This is a genomic window from Hymenobacter norwichensis DSM 15439, from assembly GCF_000420705.1.
Lineage (GTDB): Bacteria > Bacteroidota > Bacteroidia > Cytophagales > Hymenobacteraceae > Hymenobacter > Hymenobacter norwichensis.
The window spans coordinates 176,594-193,201 of the sequence record NZ_ATVL01000012.1 but is presented as its reverse complement, the minus strand read 5'-3'; the positions used below and the strand labels follow the sequence as shown (position 1 = coordinate 193,201).

Sequence of the window (16,608 nt, the reverse complement as noted above, 5' to 3'; positions counted from 1 at the left end):
GAGAGAATTAGAACCCGATGTTCAGGCCGCCCATGAACACCCGCGTCTGGGGGTAAATACCCCGGTCAACACCACTAGCACTCACCTCGGGGTCGTAGCCGGTGTATTTGGTAAGCGTGGCCAGGTTCTGGGCCGAGAAATACACTCGAAGCTGGCTGGCCGAAATGCGGCTCATCACACTCTTGGGCAAGGTGTAACCAAAGGTCAGGTTCTTGAGACGCACATAGGAGCCATCCTCAATGAAGTGAGTGGATACCCGCAGGTTGTTGTTGGGGTCGCCGTTGATGGCGCGCGGTACATCGGTGCTAGTACCTTCGCCGGTCCAGCGGTTCAGAATGCGGCTGGTACCGTTGGTGGTGCTATAAAGGGCACTTTCCGTGATGTAGCGGTTGAGGTTGTACACATCGTTGCCCTGCACGCCTTGAATGAAGAAGCTCAGGTCGAAGTTGCGGAAAGTCAGGTTGTTGGTGATACCGAACGTGAAATTGGGGTTCGGATTGCCAATGAACTTACGGTCAGCATCGGTGATGACATTGTCGCCGTTCAGGTCACGGTACCGGATGTCGCCGGGGGCCGCACCGGGCTGCCGGGGGGCGGCGTCCACTTCGGCCTGGGTCTGGAACAAACCTTCCTTCACGTAGCCGAAGAACGAGCCAAATGCCTGGTTTACGTCGTAGCGTACGATGGTACCACTCAAGGAGCTTATACCGTTGTATGGTACCCCGGCCCCCAAGGATTCCAACCGGGTTTTGTAGGCCGACACGTTCAGGATGGTCGTCCAATTCAGGTCCGCACCGGAGCCGTTGAAGTTATGCGAAGTCAGCCCCACGTCAATACCACGGTTATAAGCTGAAGCTGCGTTGGCATTTACCGACTCATAGGTACCCGACACCAAGGACGGCGGTACTCCCGCAATCAGGTTAGGCGAGTTGCGGTTATACAGGTCGATGCTAGCCTCGAAGCGGTTATCCAAAAAGCCTAGGTCGATACCAACGTTGGTCTGGTCGTTGTATTCCCAGCGCAGGTTGGGGTTCGGCAGCCGTACTGGCGCGCCGCCCGTGTTAATGGCGCCATCCGACCCAAGCGGGTATACTGCCCCAAAGTTGATGGTGTATAGGTAAGCAAAGCGGCCAGCGTTCAGCTCATTACCTACGCGCCCGTAGCCAACGCGCAGCTTCAGGTTGCTGATCGTGTTGTTGCCCTGCAAAAATCCTTCTTCGGAAATGCGCCAGCCAGCCGAGGCCCCAGGGAAAAAGCCAAACTTCTCGCCGGGCTGAAACCGCGAGGAACCATCGTAGCGCGCAACTGCCTGGAAGATGTACTTGCCGGCAAACTCGTAGTTGAGACGGCTGAAGTAGCTGGCCAGGCGCCGGGACGGGTCGATGGAGCCCGCGTTGGTGAGCAACGCATTGATTGGCCCGGCGTTAATTACCTGCAAGTCGTTGCGCAGGAACATGGAGCGGTTAGCCTCTACGTTGCTGTAGTTGAACTCTTGCGCCGACTGGCCCACCAGAAAAGTTACCTGGTGCTTTTCGGCAAACAGATGGTCGTAAGTGGCCGTATTTTCAATCAGGTAGCTGGGCGCGTAACTGGAAGTAGCGCGGGCCCCGGCCGTAATGTAGCGCTGAGTGTAGCCGGCTAGTTCCGGTCCCTTCGGCGCAAAGCTGTTGAAGTTATCGAAAATAAGGTCGGCGCCGACGTTGGTGCGGAAGCGTAAACCTTTTAGCGGCTCCAATTCGGCGTAGAATGTGGTAATGGCCCGGTTGCGGGTGAATTTTTGGTTGACGCGCTGCGAAGTAGCCAATGGGTTTTCCTCGGTGAAATTGTCGGAGGCGCTATTAGGCTGGTACCAGTAGCCATCAGGGCGGTAAGGCTGCACCGTGGGCGGAATCCGAAGAAGCTGCTGCACCGCGCCATATTCGCCGTCGTTGCTGGTTACTTGCCGGTCGTTTAGATGAGTGAGCGAGATGCTGTTGCCAATCTTGAGCATCTTGCCCACTTGCACGTCGCCGTTGGCCCGTAACGTAAAACGCTCGAACTGTGAACCTAGCACCACACCGTCCTGCTGGAAATAAGAGCCCGACAACGCGTAGCGGGACTTCTCACTGCCGCCAGTAGCCGACAGCGCGTAGTTCTGAATTTTGGCGCGGCGGAATAGCAAGTCCTGCCAGTCGGTGCCTTCGCCCAGTGTGGAAGGGTCACGTAGCTTGTCCAGCGCAATCGGCTTGCCCGCTGCCAGCAACGACTCGTTGTTGATGGTGGCGTACTCTTCGGCGTTCAGCAAATCCAGCTTGCGGGCCACGGTTTGCACGCCGCGGTAAGCATCTAAGTTGAAGGAGGTTTTGCCAGCCTTACCCCGCTTGGTAGTGATGATAACTACTCCGTTGGCTGCCCGTACCCCGTAAATAGCCGTGGCCGAAGCATCCTTCAGGATGTCAATTGTTTCAATGTCATTTGGGCTGATGGCGTTCAACTGGTTGTCGCCGCCGTCAGGCAGCGGAAAGCCGTCCACTACATACAGCGGGTTGTTATTACCGGCCGAGGTAATACCCCGCACCCGCACCGACGTACCGGCTGCCCCGCCCGGCGCCCCGCCGTTAGAGGTGATGGTCACACCCGATACTTTACCCTGAATGGCCTGCGTCACGTCGGGCACAGGCTGGCGCACAATTTCCGCCGCGCCTACTGATGAAATGGCGCCCGTTACGCTGCCGCGCTCCTGCGTACCGTAGCCTACTACCACTACCTCGCTCAGTGCGCGGTTGTCTTCCAGCAACGTTACCGATAGGCTGGATGTGGCGCCAGTTACCGGCACTTCCTTCCGGCCGAAGCCCACGTAGCTGAATATTAGCGTGGAGTTTTCCGGAGCATTTAAAGTGAACGTACCATCGGCTGTAGTGGACGTACCAACGGTGGTACCTTTTACTATAATCGTCACACCAGGTAGTGGGTCGCCATTCGACTGCGTTACACGGCCCGACACTGGAACTTCGGCAAGCATAGCGCAATCGTTTGCCGACGTACTCTTGAAAAGAGAATTACCAGCACTGGCAGGGGCGGCCACTACTGGCCCACCACAAGCCGCCAGCAATATGGCTCGCCGCAGTAGGGTTTGAGTGTGTAGGTTTTGCTTCATGAGTGTGTGGGAATTATTGGGAAATGGGTTAAGCGTGGGATATACTTTGCCGGGGTGCTTTTCTCAGGCAGATGGAATCAAATGAGCCCCGTGTGCTGGCCGAAACTTTCTCCAACAATTAGTTGAGGACTAGAACCGATACCGAATACAGCACAATAGTAAAGGAGCTCGTTGGCAGACGGGAGTAGGAAGCTTACTAGAGGTTGCTACCCGGTTAGATGCGAGAGCTGAAACCAATAGGAGTGCTCAAATATATCAGAGGTTGTTGCGGAAATGCAATAGTAAAAAGTGCCTATACGGGCTAAAAAAAGCGTTTTTACACCTTACCAACAACTTATCTATACACTTAGCGCACAAGCAAAGCGCCCCTTTTATGCATCCATTTGGCCGCTAAGCCACTTATTCCTTTGCAAAGCTGTCAGCTAAAAAACAATGAAAAAAGTGAGCTAAAAGGCCCACTTTTCCAATAATATTTTTGACATATAAGGTAGCACTTACTCACTGTCCAGTGCCTATTACTCAGCTTCGTTCTTCGGCTTCTGCCACCAAGGCATCTTCATTGGTACTAGTGGCATCCAACAGTACATGGGTCCAGCCTTCACTTTCCTCGAAGTCTGGGGCCAAGCGGCGGCGGCGCATGGCATCCATTACCTTCTGGCTGAAGCTCCAGCAGGTACCCTGACGCAGGTCAAGCACTCTGGACAGTTCCTGCGAAGAGTAGCTGCCCTTGTGTGTATAGATCAGAAACACGGCATAGAAAGCCTTGATAATAGAGAATTTACACTTTTGTAACAGCGTATAAGCCGTAGCTGATTCCACATAGCGGCACTTAGTACAGCGACGCGAATGTGGCTCTCGGCCATCACAATATTTCTCGTGGCCGCACTTGCGGCAGTGGTAGCCATCAGCCCATTTTAGGTTGGCCAGATACGTCAGGCAGGCATCTTTATCAGGATAAATCTGGCTGAACTCGCCGAAGTCCACTTCCTTGGACAGTACCCGCGCCGTTTGAGCAGCGTACAAGTCGCGCTCCAGGTCCAGGTTCAGTTTCTCAATGGCCGCCGACTGCAAAGCCAGCAGCCCATTAGCTTGCAGTAACTCCCGGTTCTGGGCGGCAATAGTTTCGCTTTGCTGGTGTAGTTCCTGCGTGCGGCGCGCCACCAAGTCTTCCAGCTCGGTGTTCAACTGATCCTTAAGCTCTTGGTTTTGACGCAGTTGCTCTACCAGCATATCCTGTGCTTGGTGCTTTTTGCGCAATTGCTTCACCATCTTGTCTTGGGCCCGGATGGTGGCGTCTTTGATACCCTTGATTTTCTCGCCTAGCGCGTATGACAGCACCACCACCTCAATCACGAAGGCCACGTTCATGCTGTACACAGTGGCCGTATTGGTGAACGTGTTGATTCCCAGCTTGCGCAGAATTAGGAAACCCACGCTGATGGCCACCAGCGCGTGCGCCAGCAGGAAAAACCGTGCCGGCCGAAATCCATGCCGCCATACCTGCCAAGCAGCATAATAAATCATGCCGTAGGGTAGCAAGTACAACCAAAAGCCCCACTCCGAATGCAGCCAGATGGTATCGAGCAGCAGCACGCCGGCACTTACCAGCACCACGCGGCGCACCCAAGCATCATAGGCAGGCAAGCGCTGCGGCGAGTCGAGGAAGTGGCGGGCGTAGTAGCTGAAAGTCAGCAGCAACAAAATGGGCGAACAGGCAATAACCAGCTGATTTAGAGCGGGAAAACCTGGCCACAAGTACTGGAATCCCAGCCCATCCTCCGACAAAAACACCAAGCTGCAACTGAGTACATACAGCACATAGCGCAGGTAGGTCTGCTCGCCGATGAACAGGTAAAGGCACAGGTTATACACCACCATAATCAGCAGCACCCCATAGAACGCGCCCAACAAGCCATATTCGGTCTGGAAGTGCACGGCTAGGGGCTGCTCAGTGCGCAGGCGGCTGAGAAAGCTGGTCTTGGAATTGGAAGTCAGGCGCAGGTAGAACGTGTGCGTCTGGTCGGCCTCCAATGGCAGCCGGAACAGGAAGTTCTTGTACGGAAACCGGCGCGAATCCAGTTGGTAGTCGGCACCGGTGTGCACTATGTCCCTGGGACTGTCGGCAAACGGGTAGAACCGAATGTCGTTGGTGTGCGAATCGAACAGTTCCAGGTACCAATGCTGTGCCATGGGCCCCTTGGCTCGTACAATCAACCGGAGCCAGTAGGCTGCGCCGGGGTGCTCCATGTTCGTGGCCACTTGGTCGCCGCGGACGAACTGCGCGGCGCGGGTGGGCTGCTGCACATCAGAAAGGGTGAGCGTACTCGACGAATCCTGGAGGACACTGTAATAGTGCGGGTCGATGAACACTTCTTCTAGCCCAGCCCGCACCTGCATGGTATCGGCCGGTACTGGGGCTGCTGTGGCTTGCGCGTTGGTAAAGGCCACCAATAGACACACCCACAAAGTATTACGCAGCAGGAACTGGCAACAACGGAATAGAGTATAGGGTAGACTGCGTTTCATAAGGCTCCCGAAGGTACGAAAAGCCGGTAAGTAAGTGCCTACTATCCGCCGGGGACAACTGCTGCCACTGGCGCGAAACGTAGCCACGCTAGCTGTGCCACAGGCTTATCCACGCACAACCGCAACGTGTGCTGTCCGACGGGCAGCGGCTGGGTTTGCAGCGTGATAGTCTGCCATTGTCCAGGCTTACTTTCTAGGCTGCCAGGCACTGTGGCAACAGTAGCTTCACCTAGTTTCAGCGTAAGACAGCCGGGACCCGGATTTTGCAGACGCACCTGCACATCGTAAGCACCTGTTTTGCTAATGGTTACAGTGTAGTTTAGCCATTCCCCGGCCGTTAGGTGGCTTACCGAAAACGTACCGTCGGGGCCGGGTTGAATGTCCACGCCGTCGTTACGGTAGGCACCGCCCTGGTTCCATGGGGTGTTATCACGGTAGTCGATTTTGGCCGAGAAATCATCGTGGTAGGCTACGCCAGCCCGGCCCAGGTCGTAATCGACGGCCTGGATGGTGCCGGGAATGGCGTGCGGCATGAACGGCGCCGAGAAACTACTGGGCTGCGTAAGGGACGTGGCCACGTCTCGGTTGGGCGTGCAGTTGCTAAACTGTACATTGCGCAACAGCGCTGCCCGGCCCTCGGGCGTTATAATACTGCCGTAGGGCTTGATGCGCAGTAAGCCCGCCGGACTGTTCACCCGCTTGATGTTCCAGTGGCACCAGCCGATATTCTGGGCGTTGAGGCCCTGCACGGCGGCGGCAAACCACTCGTTGGAATTCTCGCCCGTCTCCCCTACCCACACCGGCACCTGCCACCGCTCCCGGAAAGCCACCAGGTTATGCAATAGGTTGATTTGGTTGGGGTTGGGGTCAGCAATACTAGGGTCGTTGGGGCACCAGTAGCGGTGGGCGTTGTAAGCCAAGTTGCTTTTGTCGCGCACGGCCAGCTTGTCGGGCGTAAGATTGGTGTACTCGTTGCCGTAGCCGTTGCCTTCCAGCAGCAGAATATGTTGGTCCTGCTGGGCGCGCACCGCATTGATGAGGCGCGCATACAAGGCGCTTAGCTCTTGATTGCTAGCGGAAAGCCCGTTGGCAGCATCCATTTTGTGCGGCTCATTGATGAGGTCGTACATAGCAATGCGGGCATCGGCACGGTAGCGCGCGGCCAGTTGCTCCCAAAGCCGCACGGTCATATCCTGGTAGATGAGGCGGCCTTTGGCATCACGGCGCTTCCACAGGTCGAGGGGTACGAAGTTGTCGTTGATATTATGGTCGGCGCCCTGACCACCGGGGGCGGCGTGGAGGTCCAGGATTACGTAAAGGTTGTTGGCGGCACACCAACTCAGTACGTTGTCGAGCTGCTGGAAACCTTCTAGATTTTTGTTGGTAAACAGTTGGTTTTCATCATACCACCTGCTTAGCTGTTGCACATAGCCAGCCACATTCCGAGGGCTGCGTATTACCTGGGTACGGGCCCGGCGCTGGGTGTCCGTTAGAAATAAATCATAGTGAAATGGCACCCTTACGCAATTGAAACCTAGTTTGGCGAGGTAGTCAATATCGGCTTTGGTAATAAAGTTGGCGCGGTACTGGCGATAGAAGTCCTCCAGCTGGGTTTCCGACATAGTCCGGAGCAGGCCCTGCTTGATGCGCCACTGGCAATCCAGCGTGTCGGTTTGCAGAATATAGCTTTCCTGAAGCAGCCAGCCGCCCACATTATAGCCCCGCAGCACCACCTCCCGGCCGCTGGCATCCAGCATTTTAGTACCCGCCGCACGTAACATACTCAGTTGCTGCGCCAGTAACAGCTGGCTACTCATCAGCAAACCAAGCACCAGCAGCGCAATACCTACCACGAGGCCCATTGGAGTGCAACACTGGGCTGAAAAGCTAGTTCTGACCCGTTTCATAGAATCTGGTGATTTAGTGGCAGTGTCGGGGTCATCTCCTGACGAATGGTTTGCACTACCTCAGCCATTGATAACGCCAAAGGCAACAACTGATAAATGGCTGCGCGTAACTGCGTTGAGATTGAGGGGAAAGTTCGTTGGAACGCGGCAGGAGCGCGGAGCTACACAAGCCAGCAGGCGGAATCATTCGGTTGACAACCGGCTTCCGAAATGGCATCTTGAACAGAAATACCGCACCAAATAACTAAGCCGTTCGTCTAAAAAACAAGCCTTGAAACCCGCCGCTACGCTTCTAAAAGGGTTTTTTGAATTACAGAGATGCTTGGCTATACACTTACCACACACGCCTAGGCACAGCTGGCACCCAAGCATTCCGCACATACCTATAGTATATGGTATACCTCGCAACAGATAAGAAACAACCAGAAAAATAAGTCTACGCGTGAATTATTTATCGCTCAGCATAGCGCACAAAATGTAGCGCAGAAGCCAAGGTTCTTCAGCCAGCTATTAGTAACACGTAAAACGGCGGCCCCAATGGAGCCGCCGTACTATGCTTAGTGTTCTAATTCCTTGTAGTTTATTGCGCCGTTAGCGTGAAGGGCACCATTTGCACGTCGCGGGAGTTGCCACCTACCATCACCTGGAAGTCGCCGGGTTCGGCCGCAAATTTCAGGTCGGTGTTGTAGAATTTCAGGTCCTCAGGCGTCAGACGGAAGGTTAGGGTGCGGCTTTCCCCTTTCTTGAGCATCACCTTCTGGAAGCCTTTTAGCTCCTTCACTGGCCGTGTGATAGAGCCCACCATATCCCGGATGTAAAGCTGCGCCACTTCCTCGCCGTCGTAGTTCCCGGTATTACGCACCGTCACTTTCACATCGAGCGTGCCATTCATGGACAGACTGCTGTCACTTAGCTCAGGCTTGCCATATTCAAACGTGGTGTAGCTCAGGCCGTAGCCAAACGGATATAGGGGGTCGTTGCTCACATCCATGTAGCGCGATTTGTACTTATCCAGCGCCACGCCAGCATAAGGCCTGCCGGTCATCTTGTGGTTATAGTACAGCGGAATCTGGCCGACGTGCTGCGGGAAGGTAGCCGTTAGCTTGCCTGACGGATTATAAGCGCCAAACAGCACATCAGCAATGGCGTTACCAGCTTGGGAGCCCGCAAACCATGTTTCTAGGATGGCATCGGCGTTTTTATCTTCCCACGGCAGCGTCAGGGGTCGGCCGCTCATCAGCACGATTACCAGCGGTTTACCGGTTTTTTTGAGGGCCTTCAGTAGCTCTAATTGCTGGCCCGGCAGCCCAATATCGGCACGGCTGGCGGCTTCGCCGGTCATGCCTTGGCTCTCACCTACAGCGGCCACAATTACATCGGCGCCTTGCGCAACTTGCACAGCTTCCTGAATCATGGCTTCGGCGCTGCGCTTGTCCACGTTCAGCTCGCCGCCGTGCTCATTTAGGCGGGCAATCATCTGCTCATCGTCGGTGAAGTTGGCACCCTGGGCCGTTACAATCTTCACGCCGCTGCCGGCCACGTTTTTGATGCCCTGTTCCAACGACACGGCTTGTTTCCAGTCGCCGGCACCGCTCCAACTACCAATCATGTCGCGCTGACGGGTGGCTAACGGGCCAATTAGGGCTATGGTGCCGGTTTTTTTGAGAGGTAAGGCGTTGTTGCTGTTCTTGAGGAGCACCATGCTTTTGCGGGCAATGTCGCGGGCATCGGCAATGAACTCCTTCTTCATCATGGTTTGCTTGGCCCGCTTCTCGTTGGTGTAGAGGTAGGGGTCCTGAAACAGCCCGAGCTTCCACTTCGCCTCCAAAATCCGGCGGCAGGCCACATCAATCTGCTCCTGCTTTACGGTGCCGTCCTTCAGGTTCTGAGCCAGATTCCGCAGGAATATCTCGCCTACCATGTCTTGGTCAATGCCAGCATTTAGGGCCAGCGCCGACACCTGCGCATCGTTGCCCATGCCGTGGGCGGTCATTTCGTTGATGGCAGTATAGTCGGTAGCCACAAAGCCGTCGAAGCCCCATTGGGTGCGCAGCAAATCGGTCATCAGCCATTTGTTGCCAGTGGCGGGCACACCGTTGATGTCGTTGAACGACGACATCATGGAGCCTGCGCCAGCCTCTACGGCGGCTTTGTAAGGCGGCAGGTACTCGTTGTACATGCGCACCAGACTCATGTCGGTGGTGTTGTAGTCACGGCCGGCTTCGGCGGCGCCGTACAGCGCAAAGTGCTTCACGCAGGCCATGACGGTGTTGTTTTTCTTGAGGTCGTCGCCCTGATAGCCGCGCACCATTACGCGGGCAATCTGGGAGCCGAGGTAGGGGTCTTCGCCCGAGCCTTCACTGATGCGGCCCCAGCGCGGGTCGCGGGCAATATCCACCATGGGCGAGTATACCCAGTTGATACCATCAGCCGAGGCTTCTTCGGCGGCAATGCGGGCACTGCGTTCCATGGCGGTGAGGTCCCAGCTAGAAGCCAGACCCAGCGCAATCGGGAAAATGGTACGGTGCCCGTGGATAACATCGTAGCCGAAAATAAGCGGAATGTGCAGGCGGGTTTGCTTCACAGCCATTTCCTGAAGCTTGCGGGCGGCTGTAGGCGTGAAGGTGTTCAGCACCGAGCCCACGTTGCCGCGCTTGATGCTGGCGTCTACGTCTTTACTCACCATCGGCCCAGTTACGTCGAAGCCTACGGTAATCATGTTGAGCTGGCCGATTTTTTCTTCCAGCGTCATCTTCTGCATCAAGTCCGCAATGAACTTGTCCATCTTGGGGTCTTGAGGTGCCGACGAAGTAGTGGTGGCTGCTTTTTGAGCCTGGGCCAGCGGCGTCAGCAGCCCCAGCGACAAAAGCAGAGCGGTTCGGAAAGCGTGTTTCATGTGGGAATTATGGAAAGAGTGGGTGAAAGCGGGTCGGTTGGCGTTGAAAAAAGCGTTACCGCTACTGTGCACATGGCTGGGCAGCAACGCCCGGGCTGGTTTCGAGCTGATAAAAAGCCTACTACCCGTTTCCGGCCAGCTGATGCCAACTTGCTACGAGCTTAGTACGCCATAGCCAAGATTAGGTAGTGAATCGGGCATGGAACAGCTTTACCAACACGGCAAAATACCGTCAGGATAGAAGGTACTGCAAGGATTCGAGCGCTGGCCGCTTGGTTTCAGCCGCCATACTTAATGGGTATCGGTATGGCAACACTCACCGGCTTTAGTAGCACAGAAGGCCTTTTTCACTGCTGCTGGGGCACAATACTACAAACCTTTCCGCTGTTGAAGAAGGGATTTTTCACCGGTGCTGGATTTCGCTGGCTGCTCCCAGAACCCTACATACTTACTACCGGCTAACTTGAAATTTTCTGATTGTTTCTTAACCGCCGCGCGTTCAGAAACGCTCTTGCTTAATTGGCGAACAGGCCCACTGATCGGCTACTTAGCGGTGTGTGGTAAGTGTATAAGTTTGGCGACGCGAGCTTGGCGGGCCGATTTCAAGGCTTGCTTTCCGCTATACAGTGCTGATATCTTTGATTGGCCCCGTCCCCGGCGCACTCCGCTTGGCCTGCTATTTCGGCACTTCTTTTTAGCTGAACCACGTGCCTGATGGCGCTACTGCTTGCCGCTTGCTCTGTAACCCGGCGCTTATAGCCGCGCACCTCCTCCCCTTTTTACCAGTGCCACGCGTCATCACCTCAGCCCGCTAGCAGTAACGGCGGCTACTCACTGGCATTTGGGCTGCGTCCTTTTTTCCACTCCTGCATGTTTATTCTTTCCAAGTCCACCCTTTCGCTGGTGCTGCTGCTTACCCTGCATTTGGGCGCAGCTGGCCAGCAGAAACCCGCCAGCCCGGCTAAAGGCGCAGCGGCGTTCTGGCTAACCAATCCTGATAAATCGGTACTATTTAAGTCGCAAATTGCTTTAACCTGGAGCACCGCGGCAGCCCAGGCGGGCACGCCGGTTATTGAAATCGATGAGAAGCAGACCTTCCAAACCATTGACGGATTTGGATACTGCCTAACCGGGGGCAGCGCTGAACTGCTGCACCGCATGGGCGCCAAGGAGCGCAACGCCTTGCTGCAAGAACTCTTTGCCACCGATGGCAACAATATTGGGGTGAGCTACCTGCGCCTGAGCATCGGGGCCTCCGACCTCGATGCTGCGGTGTTTAGCTACGACGACCTGCCCGAAGGCCAGACCGACCCCACGTTGGCCAAGTTCAGCCTCGCCCCCGACCAGGCGCACCTGATTCCGGTGCTCAAGGAAATCCTGACCATCAACCCGCGCCTCAAAATCCTCGGTTCGCCTTGGTCGCCGCCGACCTGGATGAAAACCAATAACAACTCGAAAGGCGGGTCGTTGAAGCCGGAGTTTTATGATGCCTATGCCCGCTACTTCGTGAAGTACATCCAAGGTATGAAGGCGCAGGGCATCCGCATTGATGCCGTAACTGTGCAAAACGAGCCGCTGCACCCCGGCAACAACCCCAGCTTGCTGATGCTAGCGGAGCAGCAGGCAGAGTTCGTGAAGAAGAACCTCGGCCCGAGCTTCAAGGCGGCGAAGCTCGACACGAAAATTATTGTGTACGACCACAACGCCGACCGGCCCGATTACCCGCTCACCATCCTCAACGACCCCGAAGCCCGCAAGTACGTGGACGGTTCAGCCTTCCACCTCTACGCCGGCCCTATCGATACCCTAAGCAAAGTGCACGACGCCTACCCCGATAAGAATATCTACTTCACCGAGCAGTGGGTAGGCTCAAAAAGCAAGTTCGCGGATAACCTGCCGTGGCACGTTCGTACGCTCATTATTGGGGCTACCCGCAACTGGGCGCGCACGGTGCTGGAGTGGAACCTGGCCGCCGACCCGCAGCAGAACCCGCACACGCCCGGCGGCTGCACCGAATGCCGCGGCGCCCTCACGCTGGACGGCAACACCGTGACCCGCGAAGATGCCTACTACATCATTGCGCACGCCAGCAAGTTTGCCCGCCCTGGCTCGGTGCGCATTCAGTCTACCGCTTCCAAAACGCTGCCTAACGTGGCTTTCAAAGCACCGAATGGCCAAAAAGTGGTGATTGTACAGAACAACACCGCCATGCCCCAAACCTTCAGCTTACGCCACCAAGGCAAGCTGCTGACCTCGGCGCTGAAGCCGGGGGCCGTGGGCACCTACGTGTGGTAGCTGCTGGTGCAGCCGCCACTACTTATTCTTTCCTGCTTGCTCTTGCGCTATGAAAAAGCCTGATTACGTGTTTACCCGTTTGGTGTTGGCGCTGGTGCTAGGAACTGCCATTGTGAGCTGCGGCGAAAAAAACTCGCCCGATCCTACTCCCCCACCGCCGCCCCCGGTGGAGCCTACAGGGCCGTCGCAGGTGGCATTGTGGCTGACCACGGCCAACCGCTCGTCGCTGTTCAGCAAGAGCACGCTGGCCTTGAACTTCAAAACGGCGGTGGGCCAGAACCCGACCATCAGCGTCGATACCACCCAAACGTACCAGACCATCGACGGCTTTGGCTACACGCTGACCGGCGGTAGTGCTCAGCTGCTCAACCAGATGGCCGCCACCGACCGGGCCGCGCTGCTGCGGGAGCTATTCGCCACCGACGCCAGCAACATCGGCACCAGCTACCTGCGCATCAGCATCGGGGCTTCAGATTTGGATGCCAGCGTATTCACCTACGACGACACCGCCCAGCCCGACCCCACGCTGGCGCAGTTCAGCATTGCGCCCGATAAGGTGAACCTGGTGCCGGTGCTCAAGGAAATTCTGGCCATCAACCCCAACATCAAAATCCTGGGCTCCCCGTGGACCGCGCCGACCTGGATGAAAACCAACGGCAGCTACATTGGCGGCTCCTTGAAGCCGGAATATTACGCCGCGTACGCCCAGTACTTTGTGAAGTACCTGCAAGCCATGCAGGCCGAGGGCATTCGGGTGGATGCGGTGACGCTGCAAAACGAACCACTCAACCCCCAGAACAACCCCAGCATGGTGATGACGGCCACCGAGCAGGCCACGTTCATTAAAAACAACGTAGGGCCGGCGTTTCAGGCAGCGGGGCTGACCACCAAAATCATCCTCTACGACCACAACCTTGATGTGCCCGAGTACCCGCTCACGGTGCTGCGCGACAACCAGGCCAGCCAGTATGTCGATGGCTCGGCGTTCCACCTCTACGCCGGCAACATTGCGGCCATGAGCACGGTGCACGACGCCTTCCCGAACAAGAATGTGTACTTCACGGAGCAGTGGATTGGTGGCCCTGGCAACTTCGCCGGCGACCTGAACTGGCACACCAACAACCTCATTATTGGGGCTACCCGCAACTGGAGCCGCAACGTGCTGGAGTGGAACTTGGCCGCCGACCAGAATTACGGCCCGCATACCAACGGCGGGTGCAGCACCTGCTTGGGCGCCCTCACTATTTCGGGTAACAGCGTGACACGCAACACCGCCTACTATACCGTGGCGCACGCGGCCAAGTTTGTGCGGCCGGGTTCGGTACGCATTGCCAGCAACGTGCCCGGCAACCTGCAAAACGTGGCCTTCAAAACGCCCGACGGCAAGAAGGTGGTGGTGGTGCTCAACGCCGGCAGCAACGCCCAAACCTTTGATATCCAGTACCGCGGCAAGGTCATCACCTCTCTGCTGGAAGCTGGCGCCGTGGGCACCTACGTCTGGTAAGGCGCTGGTAACCAGCGTCCACCCACTTTTCCTTTTGTATTCACGCTTACCCCATTGCCTATATAGTTCGCTCCGTTTCTGCCTGCCTAACACCTGTTCGCCGCTCCGTTCTCTGAAGTTTCATTCCCCGAAGTTTCTTTTCACAACCAACCCCAATCCCACCATGAACACAACCCTCACTCTCTCAGGCATAGCGCGGCGGCTATGCACCACGTTGGCCCTAGCGGCCGGCCTCAGCCTTGGCCAGCAGGAACAGGCAGCAGCGCAAAGTTTTCTACGGGCCGATGGCGGCCGCATTGTGAATGCCAGCAACCAGGAGGTTATCCTGAACGGCATGAACCTGGGCGGCTGGGCCGTGCAGGAAGGCTACATTGTGAAGCCAGGCTGGCCAGGCCTTGATGGCAAAGCCACGCAGGGCAGCGTCAAAAAAACGCTCTACAACTTTGGTATGAGCGACGCGGCGGTGGAAACCTTCTACCAGAACTACCGCAACAACTTCATCCAGAAGCCCGACCTCGATTACATTGCCTCCAAGGGGTTCAACTGCGTGCGGCTGCCCTTGCACTACGACCTGTTTCTGACGCCCGCCCAACGGGCCGTGCGCAACAGCGTGCTGCGCGGCACCGTCAGCTACGATTCCTACGTCAGCTCGCTCACCAACTGGTACAACAGCAACCAGCTGTTCAACGACGCGGCCAACATGGAGGCGTGGCGCATGATTGACAACACGCTGGCCTGGGCCGCGGCCAACCAGATGTACGTGGTGCTGGATTTGCACGCCGCCCCCGGCTCGCAAGGCACCGACGCCAACATTGCCGATGCCCTCACGCGGCTGGACTTGTGGAACAAGCCGGTGTACCAGAACATCACCGACCGGCTGTGGGCTACCATTGCCCAGCGCTACCGCAATGATGCGCGCATTGCCATGTACGACCTCATCAACGAGCCCAACAACGTACCCAGCAACCAGCAGATTCACGACGTATTCCAGCGCCTTATTAATACGGTGCGGGCCCAAGGCGACAACCACTTGCTGATGATTGAGGGCAATGGCTGGGGCAACGACTACAACTACATGGAGAAGCGCACCTTCACCAACAACGCCAACCTGGTGTACAACTCCCACCGCTACAGCGGCACCGGCTACCTGCTCGACAACAATGTGAACAGCGTGGACAGTGGCAACCCCAACAACCTGCGCACCATCGGCAACCTGACCCGTTTCCGCACCGACAACAACGTGCCCATCTGGGTAGGAGAAACCGGCGAAAACACCGATACCTGGATGCGCGACGCGGCCCGCAGCCTCAACTCGGTGGGCATTGGCTGGTGCCACTGGACGTATAAGCGCTTCGAAAACCAGAACAACGCGGCGTTCATGCACATCAACCCGCCCTACATTGTAGATGGCACGGCGGGCCTGAACCAAGTGCTCAATAACATTCTGTTTGCCAACTGCGTGCCCAACTCCACGGTGGCAGCCGTTTCGCCCAACCAAAACGGCATCGTGAACTACCCCGGCGGCGGCAACTACTACGGCACTACCGGCAGCACGCCGAGCGGCCCGGCCATTGGGCGCATCTACGAAATCAGCTCCAAAAACGGCGGTAAGGCTCTCGAAGTATCGGCTAGCTCGCAGGCCAACGGCGGCCGGGTGCAGCAGTGGGGCTGGGTAGGTGCCGCCAACCAGAAATGGAAGTTGGTAGACGCCGGCGGTGGCTACGTGCGCATCGTGAACCTGAACAGCAACAAGTCTTTGGATGTAGCCGGCCCCTCCACTGCCGACGGCGCACTGGTGCACCAGTGGGATTGGCTGACTCAGGACAGCCAGTATTGGCAGGTGATTAGCAACGGCGACGGCACTTACCGCATCATCAGCAAGTACAGCGGCAAGGCTCTGGATGTGCAAAACAACTCCACCGCCGATGGCGCGGCTATTCACCAGTGGACCTACGGCGGCGGCAACAACCAGCGCTGGTACTTCTCCGACCAAGGCGCCGCCGCCCGCACGGCGCTGTCTGCCACCACTACTGCCGCGCAAGCTGATACCCGCTTGCAAGTGTACCCCAACCCGGCGCAGTCGGAAGTGGCCTTCGATTACACTGCCCAGCAGGCACATAGCCTTGATGTGCGCGTGGTGGATATGCTCGGCAAAACGGTGCTTACCCGCCCTGCCAACACCGTGCATGCCGGCTCCAACCACTTCCAGCTGAACGTTGCGCTGCTGTCGGCGGGGGTGTATACGCTTCGCATTGATTCGCCCGAAGGCCAGCTGCAACGGCAGCTTGTCATCACCCACTAACCTCATTTTTTCAGCTGCGGCCCGCCGGTTTTCCTCGGCTGG

The 16,608-nt window shown here is 56.8% G+C and carries 7 protein-coding genes; 3 read left to right on the top strand and 4 right to left on the bottom strand.

Translation table 11 applies throughout. The features are described from left to right. Positions 1 to 7: 7 nt before the first annotated feature. The 4 genes from G536_RS29585 to bglX all read right to left on the bottom strand — a co-directional run bounded on the left by G536_RS29585 (position 8) and on the right by bglX (position 10,465). Positions 8 to 3,001 (bottom strand): SusC/RagA family TonB-linked outer membrane protein, encoded by a 2,994-nt coding sequence (locus G536_RS29585; protein ID WP_169515153.1) that lies wholly within the window; start codon positions 2,999 to 3,001, stop codon positions 8 to 10. A 654-nt stretch (positions 3,002 to 3,655) separates the two neighbouring features. After that, positions 3,656 to 5,662 carry a 7TM diverse intracellular signaling domain-containing protein gene (locus tag G536_RS0123570; protein ID WP_084708828.1) on the bottom strand — a complete coding sequence of 669 codons (2,007 nt, stop codon included), beginning with the start codon at positions 5,660 to 5,662 and terminating at the stop codon, positions 3,656 to 3,658. A 41-nt stretch (positions 5,663 to 5,703) separates the two neighbouring features. Then, complete coding sequence (locus G536_RS29580) at positions 5,704 to 7,569, bottom strand: cellulase family glycosylhydrolase (RefSeq protein WP_084708826.1); 1,866 nt, start codon at positions 7,567 to 7,569, stop codon at positions 5,704 to 5,706. A gap of 580 nt (positions 7,570 to 8,149) precedes the next feature. Continuing rightward, positions 8,150 to 10,465, bottom strand: coding sequence for a beta-glucosidase BglX (bglX, locus tag G536_RS0123560; RefSeq protein ID WP_026880528.1), 2,316 nt, complete (start codon positions 10,463 to 10,465; stop codon positions 8,150 to 8,152). A gap of 870 nt (positions 10,466 to 11,335) precedes the next feature. Between bglX and G536_RS0123555 the strand changes: the two genes are divergently transcribed. The 3 genes from G536_RS0123555 to G536_RS31140 all read left to right on the top strand — a co-directional run bounded on the left by G536_RS0123555 (position 11,336) and on the right by G536_RS31140 (position 16,566). Further along, positions 11,336 to 12,760, top strand: coding sequence for a glycoside hydrolase family 30 protein (locus tag G536_RS0123555; protein ID WP_022826072.1), 1,425 nt, complete (start codon positions 11,336 to 11,338; stop codon positions 12,758 to 12,760). Between the two features lie 49 nt (positions 12,761 to 12,809). Further along, entirely contained in the window at positions 12,810 to 14,264 is a 1,455-nt protein-coding gene (locus G536_RS0123550) for a glycoside hydrolase family 30 protein (RefSeq protein WP_022826071.1), read from the top strand. Positions 14,265 to 14,427: 163 nt separating this feature from the next. Then, on the top strand, positions 14,428 to 16,566 hold the full coding sequence (locus tag G536_RS31140) for an RICIN domain-containing protein (RefSeq protein WP_022826070.1): 2,139 nt from the start codon (positions 14,428 to 14,430) through the stop codon (positions 16,564 to 16,566). The last annotated feature ends 42 nt before the right edge of the window (positions 16,567 to 16,608 follow it).